Raw genomic sequence first — 20,519 nt, forward strand, 5'->3', positions numbered from 1 at the left:
TTCACCTGACGAGAAACCGTTTTGCGCCTGTCTCACCCAGTCGCGGGCACACCGCCTGCACGGACGATCGTCCATGAGTTCGAAGGACGATCCTTTCGGCCCGGCGGGCAAGACCGTCATTCGCGCCCCTCCACGGCGTGAGCGAAAACCGGCGCCGGTCCCTCAAGTGCCCGTCGCGGATGACGGGCAAACCTCGCTGATTAAGAATTCGACCGTATTCGATCCCGGCGTCGGCCGGCACACACCGCCGGGCTGGACATCCGGGACCGTGATCTATCCGGGAGTTCCTTCCGCACCCGCGGCGGCACCGGCGTCAGCTCTGCGGCAGGAGACCCTGCTCAATGTCATGGACCGTGTCAGATATTCCACGACAAACCCGATCCTTGCCGCGGCCGCACCGTTGCTGATGCTGTTCGGCCAGTTCAGGCTTATTGCCATCGAGAGACAAGCCGAGCCGTTGGCCGAACATGTCACCGAGGCGATTGATAGATGCGACAGGGCACTGGAGAAATCAGGCGTTGCCGAAGAGGATGCGCGGATTGCGAAATTCGTCCTCTGCGAAGCCACCGACGATCTCATCGGCAACCTGCCTTGGCCACAGAAAGACGCTTGGGCGCAGCACAGCATGCTGTCGCAGTTCTTTCACGTCGAGCCCCGCGGCACGGGCTTTTTCGAAGCGCTGAACAAGATCCTGGCCAGTCCCGAGGCACACTACGATCTGCTCGAACTGATGCATGCCTGCCTGTCGCTGGGCTTCGAGGGCCAGTACCGGGGCCTGACACGCGAAGACAGCAATCTCGAACGCGTCCGGCGCGACGTCTACGAAACGCTTCGCTACTTCAAGGCACGTGCGGACGCGGACATCTCGCCCCGCTGGCAGGGCCTGGCGTCGACCATGACGCAATCGTCGACACGCGTGCCGCTCTGGGTCGTCGCGGCAGCTGCGTCGGCGCTGGTGACTGCTGCATTCTTCGCACTGCGGGTCTTCATTACCAACGAAGGCGACGCCACCGCTGGTGAATTGCTGGCGCTCACCCCATCGACGCCGATCGCCATCGAACGGGCCAGCGTGGCGCCGTTGGCGGAGCCGGCGAAAGTCGTCCCACCCGTCGCCACAACCACGCAGATCGATCGCATCCGTTCGGCACTGGCCAAGGAAGTCGAAGGCGGCGGGCTGACAATCGGCACGAAGGGCGAATTCATTGTTGTGGAAATCAACAATCTCCTGCTGTTCCAGTCCGGCAGGGCCGAGGCGAAGCCAGAGTTCCAGCCCATTGCCGCCGATATCGCCGCGGCCCTGGAGCCCGAGCGCGGACCAATCAGGATCGTCGGCCATACGGACAATGTGAAGCCGCGAAAATCGAGCCCGTTCAAGTCCAACTTCGATCTTTCCGTCGCCAGGGCGAAGGCCGTCGAAACATTGATGGCACCGAAGTTCAGCGATCCTTCGCGACTAACGGTGGACGGCAAGGGCGAGGACGAGCCAATCGCCGACAATGCGACGCCGGAAGGCCGCACCAAAAACCGCCGTGTCGATGTGATGATCGCCAAGGAGGAAACATTGTGAGCACGGCCAGTCGGGAGCGGCCATGACGCGTTGGCTGCTGCGGATATTCAGCATGATCGCGCTGGCCGGCTTTGCGGCGGCAGTGTGGTTTGCCGGACCCTTGATCCGCTTCGCCGATACCCGTCCTCTCGGGCCAGCCTGGCTGCGCGCGACTATCATCGGGGTGATCGTGGCAGCGCTCGCGCTTTTCTACGGCCTGCGTTTCTGGCAAGCGAGAAAAGCGCAAAAAGAGCTGGAAACCGTGGTCGCGCGCAATGACGACCGCGATGACGACTCGCGTGTGCTCGAAGCCCGCATGAATGAGGCCGTGGCGGCGCTCAAGCGGTCGAGCGGCAAACGCAATTTCCTTTATGAGATCCCCTGGTACATCGTCATCGGCCCGCCCGGCGCCGGCAAGACAACGGCGCTGGTCAATTCGGGTCTGAATTTTCCGCTGGCCGGTTCGGGTGATGCCCAGCCAGTTGCGGGCGTTGGCGGAACACGCTCCTGCGACTGGTGGTTTACCGACCAGGCCGTCCTGATCGACACAGCAGGACGCTACACGACGCAGGATTCCAATGCCGAGACCGACAAAAAGAGCTGGCTTGCCTTCTTGTCACTGCTCAAGAGAGCCCGCACGCGGCAACCGATAAACGGCGTCATCCTGGCCATCAGCCTCGCCGACCTCGTCAGCCTCGACGATCAGCAGCTTGACGCTCACGTCGTCGAGATACGCAGTCGTCTGCGGGAAATCCACGAGACGCTGAAAATCCAGTTTCCGGTGTACCTGCTGTTCACCAAGGCCGACCTGGTTTCAGGGTTCATGGATTACTTCGGCGGCTTCGACGAGCCCCGCCGACGCAAGGTCTGGGGTGCGACATTCCAGACCACGGATCGCAACAAGAATATGGCCGCCGAGGCTCCGGCCGAATTCGATACACTGGCAAGACGCCTGGCAGAGGAGATACCTGACCGCCTTCAGGAAGAGGCTGATCCGGTCGCGCGCATATCCGTCTTTGGCTTTCCGGCGCAGTTTGGCGCACTGAAGGAGCGAATTACGAATTTCATCGCCAGCCTGTTCGATCCGACCCGCAGCCAGGTGAATGTCAGCCTGCGTGGACTCTATTTTTCTTCAGGCACGCAAGAGGGAACGCCAATCGATCAGGTGTTGGGCGCGATCGGCCGCAATTTTGGCAGCAATCCCCGCGCCCATCTTTCCGGAACCGGCAAGAGCTTCTTTTTGCACGATCTGCTGACGGACGTCATTTTTGCCGAATCCGGAGGGGTTTCGTATGACAAATCAGCCGTAAGACGTGCAACGATCGCCAGGTTCGCTGGCCTTGGCGCCATCGCGTTGATCGCTGCGGCGGCCCTCGGTACCCTGGCCCTGAGCTTCACAGCCAACAGGTCGCTGATCGCCTCCACCACGCAGGCCGTGAGCCAGTATCGCCAGACGGCGGACGCGCTGCTCAAAAGCACCGAGGTCACCGATGTCGACCTCGAAAACGTTATTGGCCCGCTCGACCAGTTGCGCAATCTGCCGGCTGGGTTCGAAACCGGCGACGCGCCGACAACGATCGAGGAGACGTTCGGCCTCAGCCAGCGGGAGAGACTTCTTTCGGCATCCAAGACGGCTTACCGGGAAGCGCTGGAACGAATGTTCCGATCGCGCCTGCTGATCCAGGCCGAGCGGACGATCCAGGCCAGGATGGCTGATCCCGCCGCGCTCTACGAACCGTTGAAAATCTATCTGATGCTTGGCGGCAAGGCGCCGAAGGTCGACGACGCGTTGATCATCTCCTGGATGAAGCAGGATTGGGAGCAGAACCGGTATCCAGGTGAAAACAACCGCGAAGGACGCGAGCAGCTCGAAAAGCACCTGCGCGCCATGCTTGCCTTGGACGATGCCTACGATCCGGTTTTCGAACTCAACCAGCCGCTCGTCGAAGCCGCCCAACGGTCGCTCGGGCGCATGAGCCTTGCCGACCGTGCCTCCGCTTTGGTCAAGTCCGCAGTATACGCGGCAGCGCTGGATGATTTTTCTGTTTCCCTGAAAAGCGGCCCGGAAGCGCAGCTGCTGTTCGAGCGTGTCGATGGCGGCGATCTGTCGAGCCTTCGTGTTCCCGGCCTCTATACCTATGCCGGCTTCAATACCTTCTATCTCGGGCAACTCTCCCGCATTGCCCAGACGCTCGTCGACGACCAGTGGGTCCTCGGTGGCGGCGGCGAGCAAGGCGGCATCGATCAGGAGTTGCCCAAGCTCGGTCCCGAACTTCTCGATCGCTATGGCAAGGAGTTCGCAACGGCGTGGAACAGCGTTCTCGACGGGTTGAAATTCAAGGCGATGCTGAAGGACAAGCCGCACTATATCGCGCTTTCCGCCGTCGCCTCGCCAACCTCGCCGATCGAACAGCTGTTTACGGCGATCGCCGACGAAACAGCTCTGACGCGGGACGCTGTTCAAGGCCAGTCACAAGACGCCGCAAACATGGCCAAGGGTCTGGCTCGCATCGGCATTCAAATCGCCACCGGAAAATCGCAAAGCCGTGCCGGCGCAGGATCCGCAAACGCGGAAAACCAGAATCCCGGGGCCAACATCGAAGCACAATTCAGGTCATTCCAGGCCTTGGTGAGCGGTCCTGCCGGACACCGCCCGATCGATGCCTTGACCCAGAATTTCCGCGATATCTACCAGAGCCTGCAACTGGCGACCGACGTTCCCTCCCAGACGGAACGCGTCAACGCAAACCTGCAGCTCCAGATAGCCACCCTTCGCGCCAATGTCTCGCGACTACCCAAGCAGCTCGGTCGGATGGTCAATGCGACGGCGGACGAGTTTGAAGGCAACGTCACCGAGACCTCGGTGGCAAATTTGAACCAGATGCTCGACCAGACGGTCACACAGCCCTGCGAGGCGGCGGTCAACGGCCGTTATCCTTTCGCCGGCAATGGCACCGAGGACATCGCGATGGCGGATTTTGCCAAACTGTTCGCTCCGGGCGGGCTGATGGACCGGTTCTTCGCACAGAACCTCGCATCGTTGATCGATATGACCGGTCAGGACTGGAGCTGGAAACAGGATGCGCGCTTCGGCCGCGACCTGTCGAAGTCGACGCTGAAAAACTTCCAGCTGGCGGCCGAAATCCGCAGCGCCTTTTTTCCCAAGGGCGGTTCGGTGCCCTCGGTCAGCGTGACCTTCACGCCGTTCTCGCTGCATGGCGATGCCGATGCGGCGGTGCTCGATGTCGACGGTCAGACCGTCCAGAGCAACCAGGCGGGCAACGCGCCAAGCACCGTGACCTGGCCGAGCGGCTCGGCCTCCGGCTCCGCCAGCCTGAGCCTGACGCCGGAAATGCCAGGCCGCGAATCCACCATCAAGTTCGAAGGGCCATGGGCGCTGAAGCGGCTCATGGACAAGGCGACCATCACCGGCACCGACACCAATGTCGAAGCGCGCTTCGTGATCGGCGGGCGCGACGTCACCTATACGATCCAGAGTGGCTCAGGCCCCTTCTTCCTTTCCGCACTTTCCGGATTCAGCTGTCCGAAGGCATTTTGAGATGGGCTTCGAGTTTTTCAATGCGGTGACACCCTGCATGAGCCACAGGCGCCCGGACCTTAATTTCGATACTCTAATGTTCGTGCCTGTGGCAAAGTGGCTCGAGCGGGCACCCGGCGGTGCGCCGTGGAGGGCGCTTGAGAAGCGCTTGGTGGCAAATTGAACGATGTCGCCCTTCTCTTCGAGAGCTTCGGCGTGAGCCACAAAGGCTGTGTCCGCGAGCTCAATGAGGACAGCTATCTGCTCGAGCCACGAACCGGCCTTTGGGCGGTGGCCGACGGAATGGGCGGGCATGAGGCCGGAGAGGTCGCCTCAGCCAGCATTGTCGACCATCTGGCCACGATCGGCATCGCAAGCTCCGCTCCGGATCTGAGGGCGCGCTTCGAGGACCGGCTGAGCCGCGCCAATGCAGAGATCCGCGGCATATCGGAATCTCGCGGCATAACCATCGGTTCCACGGTCGCCGCCCTGTTGGCGATGGACGGACGGTTTGCCTGCCTGTGGGCGGGCGACAGCCGGATCTATCTGATCCGCAACGCCTCGATCTCGCAGATTTCGAAAGACCACACCGAAGTGCAGGAACTCCTCGATCGAGGCATGATCAGTGCAGCCGAGGCGCTCACCTGGCCACGCCGCAATGTCATCACGCATGCTGTCGGCGTCAGCGAGGAATTCGTCATCGATTTCCAACAAGGCGAACTGATGCCAGGGGACATTTTTGTGTTGAGCACCGATGGGCTGACGGCGCATGTCACCGACGCTGAAATCGAGGCCGCGGTCGTATCGGCGCCCCCTCAGGCGGCGTGCGAAAATCTGCTCGAAACGGTGCTGACGCGGGGCGGAACAGACAATGTCACCATCGTGCTGGTGAAGATCAAAAAAGGGCGCAACGGACAATCGCTCCACCCTGATTTGTCCGGAGCGGAGGGCCGAGGCCGATGAGCGCCGACGACAAGACGCGAATATCGCCGCAGGTGGCCAATACCGCCGTAGGCACGCAGCTCAGCGGCATCTATGAACTTGACGAGCGGATCGCATTCGGCGGCATGGGCGAGGTCTACCGTGGCCACAACATCCAGACCGGAGACCACGTCGCGATCAAGATCGTCCTGCCCGAGTTTGCCCGTGACCAGACGATCTTGTCCTTGTTCCGCAAGGAGGCCTCGATCCTCAACCACCTGTCGCATGACGCAGTCGTGCGATACCACGTCTTCACCATCGATCCCGGGATCGGCCGTCCCTACCTTGCCATGGAATTCGTCGACGGCGCGTCGCTGTACGACATCATGCGACGTGGCCCGATGCCGACGGAAGAGGTGCGCAAGCTCTGCCATCGCCTCGCATCCGGCCTGAGCGCCGTGCATCAAGCGGGAGCAATCCATCGCGACCTCTCGCCGGACAATATCATCCTGCCAGGGGGCCGGGTCGACCGCGCAAAGATCATCGATTTTGGCATAGCGCGATCAGCGACCGTAGGCGGGGAGACGCTGATCGGCGGGAAGTTCGCGGGAAAGTACAACTACGTTTCACCCGAACAGCTCGGGCTGTACAGCGGCGACGTCAGTGAACAGTCCGACATCTACAGCCTTGGACTGGTGCTGGCTGCCGCTCTGCGCGGGAAGCCGATCGACATGAGCGGATCGCAGCTCGAGATCATCGAAAAGCGCCGGGCCGTGCCTGACCTCTCCGACATCGACGACGATTTTCGTGACATTGTCGAAGCCATGCTGCAACCGGATCCGCGAGACCGGCCGGTCAGCATGGCTGATATCGCCAGGATGACGCGTGGCGAAGACGAAGAAACAAAGCCGCCGACGTCCATCACACCCCGCAACCGGCCGGCTTTGCCGCCAGCCGGGCAAACCCTTGCTACTGATCCCAAGGGCCAGCCCCAGCCATCCAATGTCGCGGGACATAACGCGCCGACGGCAACGAGCCCGGGCGAGCAGCGCTTCGTCCCGCATGTCCGGCCCGCGCATTTGTCCGAACCGCAGCCTTCGCCGGTCGCCGGCCCGCCACGCGCGGTCACGGCGGATATGCCCAAGAAATCCACAAAGACCCGAACCATCGCGATCGCTGCCTTGGCGACGCTGGCTGTCGCCTCAGGCGCGGGCCTGTATCTGAGCGGGTTCATGACGCCGGCGACGCCGACTGCCGGCGAGACATCGCTTTCCGCGCCCGAACCATCAAAGCCTGCACCGGAAACGTCAAAGCCGACCTCCGCCGACAAAGTCGCGAACGCCCCTGAGCCGGCAAAGCCAGTTCCGCCCGTGCAGCCGGAGGTCGGCGTACCGCCGGCTGAAAACCAGCCAGATGCCGCGGCGGCTCAAAAGCCGCAACCGGCCAAGCCGGCCGAACTCCCTTCGCAGACCGAGGAACCCGCGAAGCCACCGGCAATGGAAGCGCAACCGCAAACAGAGGCGAGCCTGCCGCCGGCTGGAAGCCAGGCTGATGCCAGGGCAGTGCAAACGCCGGAGCCGGCGAAGCCCACTGTCCCCTCGCAGGTCGAGGCCCCCCCGAAGTCATCGGCAACGGACGCGCAGCAGCCGTCCGAAAAGGCGCCGCCGGCCCAGCCGGAGGTTGTGGAGAGCCAAAAGCCCGAGCCAAAGATCAGCCAGCCGGCAGCGCCCCAGGTGGCCGCGCCGGCCCCCAAACCCACTGCAAGCCAGACGGATATCGCGGACGCCGAGAGCCAAAAGACCGTGCCACCGGCGGCCAAACAGCCGGACCAACCTGTCGTCGTGTTGAACGTGCCCAAACCGACGGTTCCCCCGGCCGTCGACGACATCGCGCAACGAATCTCCTGGGTTCGCGACTTCGGCGGCGGCGACTGTTTCTATGCGAGCATGAATTCGGCAACCGACACGGCCGCCGCGATCGAAGGCTTTGGAACGGCGGTCCAGCCATTCGAACGCATGCTGGGCGATTTCCAGGCAAAATTCCATGTCGAGCCGGACATCAGCGTCCGCCTCATTGAGCCGAGCCAATGCGAAGTCACCAATTTTCTGCGCTTTCTGGGGCAGACCGCGGCCGACAAGCCGCAGCTTGTTCTCGACCGGACATCGGTGCCGAACGGTACGCCGATCAGCGGCACGCTGGTGACGCGTGGCGGGCTCATTTCCAGCGTGTTGCTGATCGATCACAAAGGCATGGTGTTCAATCTCGACGACCGCATCGTCGCACAATCGGACAAGGCTACCTTCAGCATCCCGATCGGCCTCGGCGCCGCCGACAAGGCCGCCGGAAAGGCTGTGCCGCAGATCATAATGGTGATCACGGGGCCCCAGGATATTCAGGCGGCTGCGTTCTCCACGCCGACGTCGGCCTCAGTGCTGCTGCCCAAGATTCTCGAGGAAATCGAGACCGACGGATCTCAGTTCTCAGCCACTGCCAAGTATTTCCGGCTCGGCGGATAGCATGGGCGCCCGATGGAACGCTGCTCGTGTTTGCCCCACTCGTCCGCCGACCTGCCCATAAAGCAGTGTGATCCGGTTCGAGCCCTGCTTGCGCTCACGGGCCGCATGAAGCTTGCGGTCATCGCGGGCGCCGCGCTGCTGGCCGTGCTGTCATCGGGCGAAGCGCGAGCCGAATTCACGGTCTGCAATCAGACACTCGACGTCGTCAATCTCGCAGTCGGCCAGAAGATCGACAATGCGGACCAGACCGACGGCTGGTGGACCATCGGCGCAAATCAATGCGTGAACGTCATCCGCGAGGAACTGACGAACCGCTACATCTACATCTATGCCACGGACGTGTTTGGCCATGCGATCCTCACCGGATCGACCGAAATGTGCATCGAGCGGCGGCGTTTCTCGGTCCGCGGCATCGACGAATGCTGGCAGCGCGGCCATATCGCGGCGCAATTTCTCGAAGTCGATACGCTCGAACAGGTGCGGTGGACGTTCTTCCTGACCGGAAGCAGCCCGTGACGCACAGTATCGACATGAGCTTCAGACAGAAGAAGCAGGAGCGCCTTGCGCTTCGCAGACGCAAGCTCTGGCGCCGGCTGCTTGCCGGTCTTGCCGCGATCATCATGCTGTCGATCGCCGTGGGCTTCTACCTCACCGCCGATTATTGGTCGTTCGGCGACGAAGACGAAGAGCTTCACGCGGTCGAAGGGGTGGACGACGTGCCGGCCGATGCATCGGTCTATGTGCCTGCCATTATCGACCTTGCCGGGGACCCGATGTGGATCACCCCTGCCCCCGACGCCGACGCCACGTCGAGGGGCCGTTCGATCGCGAAGCCGGCGGATCTCGATCAGGCCGGGATTTCTCCGCAGATCGAAATCCTGTCGGATGTGATGCTCAGCGCCAGCGAAAAATTCATGACGACGATACCGTCGACGCAGGAAGACTTCGCATTCTTCCAGGCGCAACGGCAGACCGCCCCGCCGCCGTCCAACGATCTGCAGGACGATCTTCAGCCGCCGGCGGGGGATCTGCAGAACGATCTTCAGCCCTCGCCTGCCCCCAACGAGGCTCCGGCTGCTTCGGGGCAGCAGATGGGCACCGACGATCCCGAAGCCGGCTGGGGTGAAACAATCGATGCAGGCGAAGCAGCCCTGCCCGCATTCCAGAAGACACAGATCGAAAACAACACGAGTGTCGCAACCGTCACGAATGAGTATCAGCGGTTCGAGGCGACCGAAGACACGTTCGTGAAAATCCTCAACGACCGCAGCCTGGACAGCGTTGCGCTCGATGCGCATTTCTCCGTCGAGGACGCCAGGCGGGCGGGCGAAGCGCTGAAGGCGCTTTTCAACCGCGAAGGCCTGGAACCGGGTTATGTCGTCGCCATGCGTGGTTTCAGGCCGACGCGCGAGACGACAACAATGTCGCTCATGCAGGTGTCGATCTACGCCAAGAACGTCTTTGTCGGCACGCTGACGCGCAACGCCGCGGGTGCATTCGTATCGGGTGTCGATCCCTGGGTCCGCGAAGATCTGTTCAACTATTCGGGTGCACCGGAAGAAGGCACGCACAAGCGGCAATATCGCCTGCTCGACGCAATCTATTCGACGGCTGCGCGCAACAAAGTTCCGACCGGCGTGATCGGCGAAGCGATCATGTACCTGTCGAGAGGACAGGATCTGGACGCCTTCGCCAGCGAGGACCAGCGCCTTGTCCTGCTCTATTCGCAAACGCCCCGCGGCAAGGGCGAGACCGACGGACGCGTGCTGTATGTCGGTGTGCAGGGTACTGAAAAGAGCCTCGAATGCTTCGTCTTCCAGCAGAGCGACAGTCAGTTTGCGTGCGTTACCGGCGACGATCAGGTTCGCTCGCTGACGGTCACCAACGGCATGGTCACGCCGGTCAACGGGGTCATGACGTCCACCTTCGGTCCGCGCAAGCACCCAATTCTGGGCGTGGTTCGCATCCACAAGGGCGTCGATTGGGCAGCCCCCTCGGGTACGCCGATCGCAGCCGCCTTCGACGGCGAGATCGCCTTCCAGGGCGACGGCGGTGGTTACGGCAACCTGGTGAAGATTGCGCATGCCACCGGACGCGAGACGCGCTACGCGCATATGCAGAAATTCGCAATCGCAAGCGGTGTCGGCACAAAGGTGAAGGCCGGCGACATCATTGGCTATATCGGCACCACCGGCCTGTCGACCGGGCCGCATCTGCATTTCGAGCTCTATCAGAATGGCGGGGCGATCGACCCGCTGGGCACGGTGACCGCCGCGGTCGCAACGAGCGATCCTGCTGTCGAAACACTGACCGACCGTATCGTTCATGTCGAAAGTGGTGGCAGCGCCCGCGCCAAGAACCCGCTTTCTTCAGCAACCGGTGCCGGCCAATTCATATCGAAGACCTGGATCAGGATGATGAACACCTACCGTCCCGAACTGGCGCGCACACTTTCAAATGCGGATCTCCTTGCTCTGCGCTACGACTACACGATCTCGCGCGAGATGGTGCGCAATCTTGCGCGCGAGGGTGAGGCCTATCTTCGGGCGCGAGGCCACCAGATCACAGCCGGCCGGCTCTATCTCTGCCATTTCCTGGGCATGGAAGGCGCGCATCAGGTGCTGTCGGCGTCGGGTTCGGCGCAATTGAGCGCCGTGCTCGGGTCGGCCGTCATTCAGGCCAACCCGTTCCTCACCGGCAAGACCGCCGGCTATGTCGTGGACTGGGCCGAAAGGAAAATGGGCCGAAAGCTCAGCCCCGCGGGGACCGGCGCAGGCCAACCGGTATCGACCACGACGGAAGTCCGCCAGACATCGCCGGAGTTCGAAAAATACAAGCAGGCGATTACGACTCTAATAGGCTCGATTTGACCCGCCCCGCGCGGCGCGCGTTTCGCTCCAGACCATTGGTGTTCCTGCTGCCAAGTGTTACAATAGCAAACTTTTTCGGGTCCTTTGTGAACCAAGACTGTGGTCAGGATCACAAAAGCCCAAGAGCCATTTTGGCATAAGCGACCTTGTCGCTGACGAAATTTAGCATGCGCAGACATCAACAGTGCGCCCTGGTGGGCGGAGGGCTGGTCCATGAAAGCGTTGACCGTATTTCTGAGGGGATTTTTCCTTTTTGTCCTTGCCGCGTTCAGCGCCGAGGCAGCCACGCCCGACGCCAAGCGCGTTGCGCTGGTCATCGGCAACAGCAAATACATTCATGCTGTCGCTTTGCCCAACCCCGCCAACGACGCGCACCTCATCGCCTCCACGCTGCGCAATGCCGGCTTCGAGGTGATCGAGGGGATGGATCAGGACAATGCCGGCATGCACAGCCTCATCAGCCGGTTCACAGAGCAGTCTTACGATGCCGACCTCGCCGTCATCTTTTATGCCGGGCACGGCATGCAGGTCGACGGCAAGAATTTCGTGATACCGGTCGACGCCGAGTTGACGTCGCCGGCCTATCTCAAGACCCGCACCATTCAGGTCGACGACTTCTTGGCGGCGCTGCCGCCCGATCCGGCGGTCGGCGTGATCATACTCGATGCCTGCCGCGACAATCCGCTCGCCAGGACGCTGGCCGCCTCGCTGCCGAAGTCGCGTTCGTTGGGGTCCGGTCTGGCACCGATCGAAGCAAGATCGGACGGCGTAGGCACGGGCGGCATCCTGATCGCCTATGCAACCGATCCGGGCGCCATCGCTTTCGACGGCAACGGCGTCAACAGCCCTTACTCCACGGCGCTCGCCAGGCACCTGACCGAACCCGGCATTGAGATCCAGAGCGCGCTGACGCGCGTGCGCGGCGAAGTGACCGAGACGACGCAAGGTCGCCAGAGGCCTTGGCACAACGCGTCGCTGGGGCGCGAGGTCTTCATTGGAAAACCCGTTGTCGTGGCGGCGCCTGAAGCACAGCCTGCCAATGCCGGGGCGGCAACCGCCCCCACGCTGGTGGTTGGTGACCCGCCTTCCTGGGAAGTCGAGCAGCGGCTCTGGGATGAAGCCTCCAAGCGCAACTCGGTGCCGTTCTACGAGGCCTATCTCGAGCAGTTCCCAAACGGCCGCTTCGCCACGGTGGCGCGGCTGAACATCGACGAATTGAACGACCCGGAAGCCCAGAACCGGCAGGTCGCGGCACTCGATACGGACCAGGCGAACGCCAGTTCCGGCTCCGCAGTGCGCACCTCGGTCGGCGTCCCCGACGAGGTGAAGCAAACACCGGGCACCGAGTTGACGGAAAATGCCATTGGCCTCGACCGCCAGGGTCGCATCGACTTGCAATTGCGCATCGAAGCGTTGGGCAACGAGCTTGGCCGCGTCGACGGAAACATAGGCCCACAGACCCGCCAGGCGATCGGTATTTGGCAGGTGGAGAACGGCCTGCCGCAGACCAGCTATCTGACACGCGAGCAACTTGCATTCCTGGTGATCCAGACTGATCCGATGATGGAAACCGTGCGCGCCAGATATGCTGCCGATCAGGCCCGTGCGACGCAGCCGAAAAAACAGGTGGTAAAGAAGGTCCGCACGCAGAGACCGGTGGCACAGAAACCCCGCAAACAACAGCAGGTCGTTCAGAAGCGGCGCAACCGGGACACAGTGGTGCGGCAGGATGATGATCTTCCGCCGCCCCGGGATAACAACGACTTCCTCACCAAGGCGCTGATCTTCGGCACCGGTGTGGCTGTGGGCGGCGTGCTCAAGAACTGACCGCCGGCGTTCCTGGAACAGTGGCACGCGGTAGGTGCTATTGCGTCTTTATCCGCATTTCCACGCGGCGGTTAGCCGGATCGTACGGGTTGGGGCTGCGCGGATTCTTTTCGCCCATGCCGATCGGGTTGATGCGGGGGGCCTCGACACCATTGGCCGTCAGGAAGGCTGCCACCGATTGCGCTCGCCGTTGCGACAGGCCTTCGTTGTAGTGGACCGTGCCGGTGGCATCGGTGTAGCCTTCGACAACGAAGTTGAATGTGCTCAGCCGCCTGTCCTTCAAGGCCTTGGCGAACTCGTCGAGTTCACTGCGCGCTGTCGCGTCGAGTTCGGCCGAATCCAACCCGAAATTGATCAGCATATCGAGGCTGGATTTTTCGGCCGGCGCGTCTTTTGCCTTGGTCTTGCTCTTGCACTCTTCCTCGGTTCCTACACAAATTCCTCGCGACTTACCGAGGTCGGCGGCGCCGGCAAAAAACTTCACGATGTCTTCTGATTTCTGAACAGGGTCGGCGGAAGCGTGAGTCGAGAAAAACACGACTGCCAACACCAAGGCTGAACTGCCCCACTGCATAGCGGTTACTCCTGCTTGAGCATCCGATTTCGATGGTGGTGATCATACCAAATTCCGGGGCAATTGTCTGTCGATAAACGCCAGGGGATGCGGCGGTGCCGGCAGTTGTTGCAGCGTCACCGGTTGAGACTTGACCCGCGCCGCGCCTGGGGCTTGAGTGGTTGGAGCTTCTCGATGAAGGCGTGGCGGTCATGGCCAATGAGCTCCGATTCAAAACGGCACAGGATCTCTTCATGGCTTGTCCCGCTATTGCCCGGGACATGAGAGCCCTTCCAACCGAACAGCAATCGATCGAATTTTGCCGCGACCTGCTCGCCGGGCGCGTTCCCGAAGAGGCGATCACGTTCTGTGCCTACCTGCTTCCCGATCGGGCTGCGGTCTGGTGGGCGCATGAATGCCTGAGCCATCTGAGCGAGTTGCTCGATGGGACTGATCACGAGTTGCTCGCCTATGTTCGCGACTGGGTTGGTGAACCGGACAGCCCCCACCATCGCGCCGCAGTGAGCCAGGCAGAGGCAACGCCGCCAACAACCCCGGGAGCCTGGATTGCCCGGGCGGCGGGATGGCGTGACAACGGTTCCTTTATTGTCGGATCTGTTGTCGGCGCAGAAGCACCATCGGCCTTAACGTTTCCTGCCGCCCATGCAGTCAATGCCGGTGTTCTGGCCGGGCTGGCGCGTGTCGCACTGGTGGACCGCTTTGCCGTTCTTTCCGCGTTTGTCGAAATGGGCATCCAGATGGCCGAGATCGAGGCGCTGCGCCAATCGGCGGATGCTTACTTGCAGCCACCTTGAGCCCATTTGGCAAGCGCCACCTTGAAGCGCGTTCCAAGTGGATGTTGCAGGCGCAAAACGGAAGCATCGTTGGTGGCGAAATTTTTCGCCTGTTCGCATAGCCGTGCCTCGTCCCATTCATGGCAGCCGTCGCAGCGTTTGTCCTCCCATACCGACTTGTCCAATCCCTCCACCGGGCTGAACAGGGGTTTGCCCTTGATTAGCTGGGCGATGCTCTTGCCGTCGATTGCCGGATCGCCGAAATCGATCGGATGGTCGAAAAAGATCGGGGCGTCCGACCCCAGCCTAGGGATCTTCTGACGCAGCACATCGAGCGCAAGCTGGTCGTCGCTTTGGCCTGATGCGCTTGCAGCGCCGGTGTTGCGCGCGTCGGATCCGCCTTCGGCCTGAGGCGCGCTCGCCTCGCCCACGATCAATGGCGCATTGAGATCGACCTTGTGCAGAACGACCTCCGTGGTCAGCGAGACGCTGATCCAGGGATGTTGCTTGCCGGTGGTTGCCTTCAAGACGTCGCTGGTGACCCCGTTCATGGCCTCGGTGATGGGGACGTTCGGTGCGCCGATATGCTTGAGCAGCGCCGAGGTGAAAGGCGAATGTTCGCCCGACCCGTCGTAGGCGAGTTGATTGGGACTGGCGGCGAAAGCGACGAGCGTGCCGGCGCCGCCCTTCTCTATCGGGATTTCGGCAAGGCCGCTGCTTGCGCCTTTGCCGCCAGCGGTCTTGGCCAGCATCTCCGCGAGGGAATTGTCGCGGCAAGCGTCGAGAAATACCAGCCTGATGCTGGTCTCTCGCGACATCTGGTGCAAAATGAGGTCAACCGACACGGCCTCGAAGTCGAGGGAGGTTTCGTCCTCAAGCGTGGCGTCGACTGGAAGTAGGTAGTTCTTGCCCGAAACCTGCAAGCCGTGGCCGGCGTAAAAGAACAGGGCGATGTCGGCACCGCGCCCCTGCTTTGCGAACTGGGCGATCGTTGCCTGTGTTTGCAGCTTGGGCAGGTCGAAGCCGGAAAAGACCTCGAAGTCGAGTTTCTTCAAGCGTTCGGCCATGGCCTGGGCGTCGCGCACCGGATTGGCGAGCGGCGCCGCGTGCTGGTACTGGGAATTGCCCAGAACCAGCGCGATCCGGCGCTCGGCACTGGCGGCTGTTACAGTCAAAAGCAAGGCAAGCGCGGCAAGCCCGGCGGCACGAAAGAGGCCACCGCAACAGGCGATCAGATCGGACCTCACCGGAACCTCAGTTCACGAGCTTGGAGGCGGAAAACTCGATCCGCCGATTGAGCGCCTTGTTCTTCGGCGTATCGTTGGCGGCAACCGGCCGATCTTCGCCATAGCCGGCGGCGCTGATCTGATTGCGCGGAATGCCCTCGGCAATCAGGGCGTCGGCAACCGCCTGGGCTCGCCGCTCCGAGAGCAGCTTGTTCGCGTCCGGCGACCCGTCGGAATCGGTGTAACCGGAGACCTCGACCTTCAAGCTTGGGCATTTGCCGACGACACCTTCGACCTCCGTCAGCAACGGCCGGCTTTTCGCATCGAGCCGCGCGCTGGCGGGACGGAAGTAGATCGCACCAGTGCGCGAGAGCACGGTAAACCTGTTCAGGCATTCCTCATCGCTGAAATTCGCCTTCGCGGCATCGGTGGCAACGGGGCCGACGTCGGCTGTGCTTGCAGCGACGGTCTGGGCGGCGGCGGGCTTGCTGCCGTCAGCGGTGAAGACGAAATCGAAGGACACCGACGCGGTCGGAACGATGTTGGTCACATTGGCCGCCTGCTGAAGCTTGTCGACATTCGGCAGCAGGCCGAAATCCTCCACATGAACCGCGACCGGAGCCTCCGAAGCGACGGAGACCATGTTGTCACTGATCATGGTGACGACGATGCTGGCCTCGAGGTCCTTGTCGACGCCGTGCAGATTGAGACGGAAAGGCAGCGTCGACTTCACCCTGCGCTTTGTCGCGAGATCGGCGAATGCGGCGGGATCCACCTTGGCCGTCAGCTCGGCCGTCGGGTACTTGAATGTCTCGAAGAACAGGAAGCGCATGCGGACGTTGCGCAAGTCGACGCCGGTATCGACCGAATTGAGGTCGAATGTGACCTTGGCATCACCCGCCGAATTAAGTGTGCCGGTGATGTTCCTGATCTTGTTGGTCTCGACGATCGTGTTCTTCTTAACCGACTGGTAGGTGATGACTGATGCTGTGGGATCAAGCGTCCAGTTCGGCGCGGCGTTGGCGGTTTGCGATCCGAGCAGCAGCAAGCCGGAAAGCGCGACGATCAGGCCTAGACCTCGTGTGGCGGGGTCTTTCAGCCTCGTCTTCCACCAGAATGCGACGACTTCGAACATGGAATGCCCCTGCCCAGGACCACCGTATCGACACGACACCTGGCAGGAGCATAGAGTACTTGCACCCGCTTGGCGAGCAGGTGCGCCGGTCGTCGCGAAAGCGTGAAAATGTCGCTCGCGCTCAAGTTGCGGGATGGTGCGCTAAGGCGGGTACAGGGATGCGGAGGCTGCATCCGGGGTAGCAGCGCTTGTTGGCGGATCGGTGTGATTTGGCGTCTGGATTTACTGATTGCGGCGGAAACGCCTCCCCCTTTACACCTACTGGTTAACCTCCTCCCCAGCCGCCGCCACCGCCGCTGCTTCCCCCTCCGCTTCCGCCTCCACCCGCAGTGGGAAAGACAGGCGGCTTTACAGGGACCCCTTCAACCGGCTGGACCTCCTCAACCGGTTGGACCACTTTCTTGACGATCTTCTTCTTGACGACCTTTCGCGGCGGCGCCGTGCGAACGACCTTCGGCTGGGGCTTCGCCACAAGCGGCGTAGGTTCAAGCTGGGGCACCAAGGACGTGCAGCCCATGAGCCCCGCCAGGACGCCGGACAGAATTGTTCCGATGATTGCTTGCTTCGATATCCTGCCCATCTTTGCCTCCCAGTTGATCAGAACAAGTCCCGACGCGGATTGGCTTCTTCCCAGACTCGCCTGGCCACGCTGACCAGTTGTGCGTCCAGCGAACCGGACGCGGGAAGCTTCGACTTGAGTTCTTGGCGCAGCGCTTTCAACGCCGCCGTTTTCGGCTTCGCCCCGAATTGTGCCAGTATCTTCTGGGCGTCCGGCAGTTCCTTGCGAAAATCGAGCGCGACCGCGAATGCAAGGAAACGCACGGCGACGGCCTGGTCGGCCTTGTCGGCCTTTTGCATTTCGAGGGCCGCGCGGTCATAGGCACTCGACTGGTCGCCCCGCGCGGTCGCCAGTTCGAACAGCCTTTGCGCTTCGGCGACGTTCTGCTCGACCCCGACGCCGTCCCGGTACATGCGCGCAAGGCTGCCCGGAGCGTAGGGCTGGCCGAGGTCCATGGCCTTCTGGAAGAGCCCCAGCGCCGTCTTCGGATCCTTCTCAACGCCCTGACCGTTGAGATAATTGCGCCCGAGCAGGTTCATCGAATACATGTCCTGCCGCTGCACGCCGGCCTCGAGGAAAGCAACGGCCCGGGTCGCATCGGCGGGCACGCCGTTGCGGCCCTCGGTGAAGATCGCGGCGAGATCGTTCATGGCATAGGTGTGCCCCATCGCCGCCGCCTTGAGCAGCAGGTCCAGGCCCTTGGCGGTATCGGGCTTGACGCCCCTGCCGTTGAACAAGATACGGCCCCAGGACGTCATGCCGTAGGGATCGCCCTTGTCGGATGCTGCTGCGTAAAGAGCGTTGGCTTGCGTGCGGTCGATGGCCATACCGGTTCCCGTCGCATACATGTAGCCGAGCTCGAACACGGCGCGCACATGTCCCTTCTTGGCGGCCTCCTCGATGGCTGTCTTCGCTTCCTCGACCTTGCCGGCTGCAAGCAGCGCGCGCCCCAGTTCGTAGCGGAAGCGTGGGACATCGGGGTAAGCCTTCACAGCGGCTTCGCAAACCTCCACGGCGCTGGCGCCGATTTCGTTCGGCAGCAGGCCGGGAACGACGCCTTGCAGGTCCAGAGGCTCGCCGGCGGCGGAGTCGCACGGATCGACGCTTGGCGACAGCTTCATCGTGGCGGGCTTGGACGAAGCGCTGTCCGCACGGATTTCGAAGCCGACCTCGACCGGCGCGACGACTCCGATCTGAGGTTCGTAGCGCAGCCGTTCGACTTCAGCGGCCATCAGGCTGGACTGAGGTGACAGGGTTCTGTCGGGGAGCGAAAGGGTTCCTGTCGCGGGATATGCCGAAACTTTGAGACTGACCGCGGGATCGTCGGTCGGGAAATCCAGGTTAAGCGCAACCGGGCCCACGCCAACGGGAACATCAATGTCGCGGTTTTCGATCGCCTCGGCGGCACCTGTGATATGAATGCCGCGCTCCACCACCTGTTGCTTTTGCTCGGCCGCGAGCGAGGCCATGACCTGTTCGCCATGGGCCCCTTCGCCGCTTTTGACCCGGAACACCAGGATGCCCTGGCTTTGACCGCCCCAATTGTCATGCGTGGCGTAGGCCAGCATATCCACCTCGTCCTGCGCGTCGACCCCCTTGGGCACATCCATCTGCAAACGCGGCAGGTCCTTGCCCTGGATCGGTTCGCCAACCTCGACAGGATTCCCGTCCAGCATGAGGCGGCCGAGAGCAGGTGGTCTCTCGATGCTCACGGTGATCGTTCCGCCGTCGACATCGACCGGTTCCGGCAGGCCTAAATCGACCGGGCCGACCCCCGACAACACGACCTTTTCAAGCACCGGCGGCAGCGAGGGGCGGTTGCTGCGGCGCATCAGCACCACTTCGTCGATCAGCGACGAGTTCTCCCAGGGAACCTGCAGGCCTTTTGTTGCCTCCACCACATCCCGGCGCACCGCCGCCATGACCGTGCGGATCTCCTGGTTCGGGGCCAGCGCGCGACGGGAAAACGCCGCCGAAAACGGACTGAGGTCGCCGCTGCCGTCATAGGCCGCCGCCCCAGGCTCGGTGGCAAAGGCAATGAGTGTGTTCAGCGAGCTTCTGACCTGCGCGAGCCCGGCGTTGCCTCCGGTGATAAGCTGGTCTCTCAGCCAGTAATTCTTGCGCGGGAACGGATTGTTGCGGCAGGCATCGAGGACGATCACCTGGATCTTCGATTTCGAACGCATCTGTTCCAGGACATCGTTGAGCTTGATGGCCTGGACCTCGATGTCCGCAGCCTGCTTCAACGAGGCATCGACGGGAATCAGGAAGTTTTCGCCGCCGATCTGGAAACCGTGACCGGAATAGTAGACGACGGCGAGGTCGGCGCCATCGATCGCGGCAAGATAATTGCGGAACTGCTCTTCGAACTGCAGCTTGGTGAGATTGCTTGCAACGAAAACTTCGAACCCTGCCAGTCGAAACGTCTTGGAGACGTCCTCGGCATCCTTGACCGGGTTCTTCAGCGCCGGGAATTGCCGGTAGTCGGAATTGCCGATCACCAGGGCGACCCGTCGATCGGCCGACGCATCGAAGGTCGTAAGGGCCGCTACGAAGAAGACCGCGATGAATCCGCAAAGTCGGAGCATGGCCTGTTTCCACCGTCGCTACCTGATGACCACAAGCCCCCAAGGTTGCGGTATCAAGGCTGTTAAAGAGCTCACAATCAGCCGAGACAGGAACAGAAAACAAAAAACCGTCGCGACAGCAGGCACTTTCCCATCCGATCAGGATCTAAATTACCTCAGAGCCGAGCCATCCGCAATGAGTGTCAAACGGCACCGGCATGGCTGTCTGGATGGGACGCACCCGCCAAGTCCCAATCCAGCGACGGGTGCGCCTGATGCCATCCATCGGCTCCCACGGTAGACGGGAAGCGGCCCATCGAAGCCTTTCCGGTGCGATTTCTTCGCCAAGACTGGCGGTTTCCGACAATGATCATCGCGTGTCGCAAAAAACTTTTTGGTATCAATCACTTCGCGTCGCGTTCCGAGCGCGCCCAATTACTATTTATGATAAATATTGTGAGACCTAC

General features: G+C 62.0%; 12 protein-coding genes. 8 read left to right on the plus strand and 4 right to left on the minus strand.

The annotated features are described in order from the left end of the window. The first annotated feature begins 73 nt into the window (after positions 1-73). The 7 genes from tssL (at position 74) to AC0L2U_RS16525 (ending at position 13,218) form a co-directional block, all read left to right on the plus strand. Entirely contained in the window at positions 74-1,567 is a 1,494-nt protein-coding gene (gene tssL / locus AC0L2U_RS16495; RefSeq protein ID WP_473602222.1) for a type VI secretion system protein TssL, long form, read from the plus strand. A gap of 22 nt (positions 1,568-1,589) precedes the next feature. Beyond that, positions 1,590-5,105 (plus strand): type VI secretion system membrane subunit TssM, encoded by a 3,516-nt coding sequence (tssM, locus tag AC0L2U_RS16500; protein ID WP_473602223.1) that lies wholly within the window; start codon positions 1,590-1,592, stop codon positions 5,103-5,105. Positions 5,106-5,264: 159 nt separating this feature from the next. Then, entirely contained in the window at positions 5,265-6,047 is a 783-nt protein-coding gene (locus AC0L2U_RS16505; RefSeq protein ID WP_128287434.1) for a PP2C family protein-serine/threonine phosphatase, read from the plus strand. Then, positions 6,044-8,521: a serine/threonine-protein kinase gene (locus AC0L2U_RS16510; RefSeq protein WP_128287433.1), complete on the plus strand. Its 2,478-nt coding sequence runs from the start codon at positions 6,044-6,046 to the stop codon at positions 8,519-8,521. Before AC0L2U_RS16505 ends, AC0L2U_RS16510 begins: the two co-directional genes overlap by 4 nt. 105 nt (positions 8,522-8,626) lie before the next feature. Beyond that, positions 8,627-9,037 carry a DUF1036 domain-containing protein gene (locus AC0L2U_RS16515; RefSeq protein WP_164895545.1) on the plus strand — a complete coding sequence of 137 codons (411 nt, stop codon included), beginning with the start codon at positions 8,627-8,629 and terminating at the stop codon, positions 9,035-9,037. After that, the gene (locus AC0L2U_RS16520) at positions 9,034-11,391 is read left to right on the plus strand and encodes a M23 family metallopeptidase (RefSeq protein ID WP_473602225.1); all 2,358 of its coding nucleotides are present in this window, start codon (positions 9,034-9,036) and stop codon (positions 11,389-11,391) included. Before AC0L2U_RS16515 ends, AC0L2U_RS16520 begins: the two co-directional genes overlap by 4 nt. A gap of 213 nt (positions 11,392-11,604) precedes the next feature. Continuing rightward, on the plus strand, positions 11,605-13,218 hold the full coding sequence (locus AC0L2U_RS16525; RefSeq protein ID WP_127321071.1) for a caspase family protein: 1,614 nt from the start codon (positions 11,605-11,607) through the stop codon (positions 13,216-13,218). A 37-nt stretch (positions 13,219-13,255) separates the two neighbouring features. On the opposite strand, the gene AC0L2U_RS16530 is transcribed toward AC0L2U_RS16525, so the two are convergent. Further along, a complete protein-coding gene (locus AC0L2U_RS16530; RefSeq protein ID WP_473602226.1) occupies positions 13,256-13,792 on the minus strand; it encodes an OmpA family protein in 537 nt (178 codons plus the stop codon). A gap of 161 nt (positions 13,793-13,953) precedes the next feature. Here AC0L2U_RS16530 and AC0L2U_RS16535 point away from each other — a divergent pair, with 161 nt between their 5' ends. Then, positions 13,954-14,586, plus strand: coding sequence for a DUF6931 family protein (locus AC0L2U_RS16535; RefSeq protein ID WP_245486493.1), 633 nt, complete (start codon positions 13,954-13,956; stop codon positions 14,584-14,586). Here AC0L2U_RS16535 and AC0L2U_RS16540 read toward each other — a convergent pair. The 3 genes from AC0L2U_RS16540 to AC0L2U_RS16550 form a co-directional block, all read right to left on the minus strand. Then, positions 14,568-15,812, minus strand: coding sequence for a caspase family protein (locus tag AC0L2U_RS16540; RefSeq protein ID WP_128287431.1), 1,245 nt, complete (start codon positions 15,810-15,812; stop codon positions 14,568-14,570). The genes AC0L2U_RS16535 and AC0L2U_RS16540 overlap by 19 nt on opposite strands. A gap of 7 nt (positions 15,813-15,819) precedes the next feature. Beyond that, a complete protein-coding gene (locus tag AC0L2U_RS16545; protein WP_128287430.1) occupies positions 15,820-16,926 on the minus strand; it encodes an OmpA family protein in 1,107 nt (368 codons plus the stop codon). A gap of 597 nt (positions 16,927-17,523) precedes the next feature. After that, positions 17,524-20,073: a caspase family protein gene (locus AC0L2U_RS16550; RefSeq protein ID WP_473602227.1), complete on the minus strand. Its 2,550-nt coding sequence runs from the start codon at positions 20,071-20,073 to the stop codon at positions 17,524-17,526. Positions 20,074-20,519 lie beyond the last annotated feature (446 nt).

It is taken from the genome of Mesorhizobium sp. WSM4808, from assembly GCF_055811675.1.

Bases quoted from the DNA above. Each gene is read 5' to 3' on its own strand.
- AC0L2U_RS16550 (WP_473602227.1), bottom strand. From the start codon at position 20,073: ATGCTCCGACTTTGCGGATTCATCGCGGTCTTCTTCGTAGCGGCCCTT.
- AC0L2U_RS16530 (WP_473602226.1), bottom strand. From the start codon at position 13,792: ATGCAGTGGGGCAGTTCAGCCTTGGTGTTGGCAGTCGTGTTTTTCTCG.
- AC0L2U_RS16515 (WP_164895545.1), top strand. From the start codon at position 8,627: ATGAAGCTTGCGGTCATCGCGGGCGCCGCGCTGCTGGCCGTGCTGTCA.
- tssL (WP_473602222.1), top strand. From the start codon at position 74: ATGAGTTCGAAGGACGATCCTTTCGGCCCGGCGGGCAAGACCGTCATT.
- tssM (WP_473602223.1), top strand. From the start codon at position 1,590: ATGACGCGTTGGCTGCTGCGGATATTCAGCATGATCGCGCTGGCCGGC.
- AC0L2U_RS16545 (WP_128287430.1), bottom strand. From the start codon at position 16,926: ATGTTCGAAGTCGTCGCATTCTGGTGGAAGACGAGGCTGAAAGACCCC.
- AC0L2U_RS16525 (WP_127321071.1), top strand. From the start codon at position 11,605: ATGAAAGCGTTGACCGTATTTCTGAGGGGATTTTTCCTTTTTGTCCTT.
- AC0L2U_RS16510 (WP_128287433.1), top strand. From the start codon at position 6,044: ATGAGCGCCGACGACAAGACGCGAATATCGCCGCAGGTGGCCAATACC.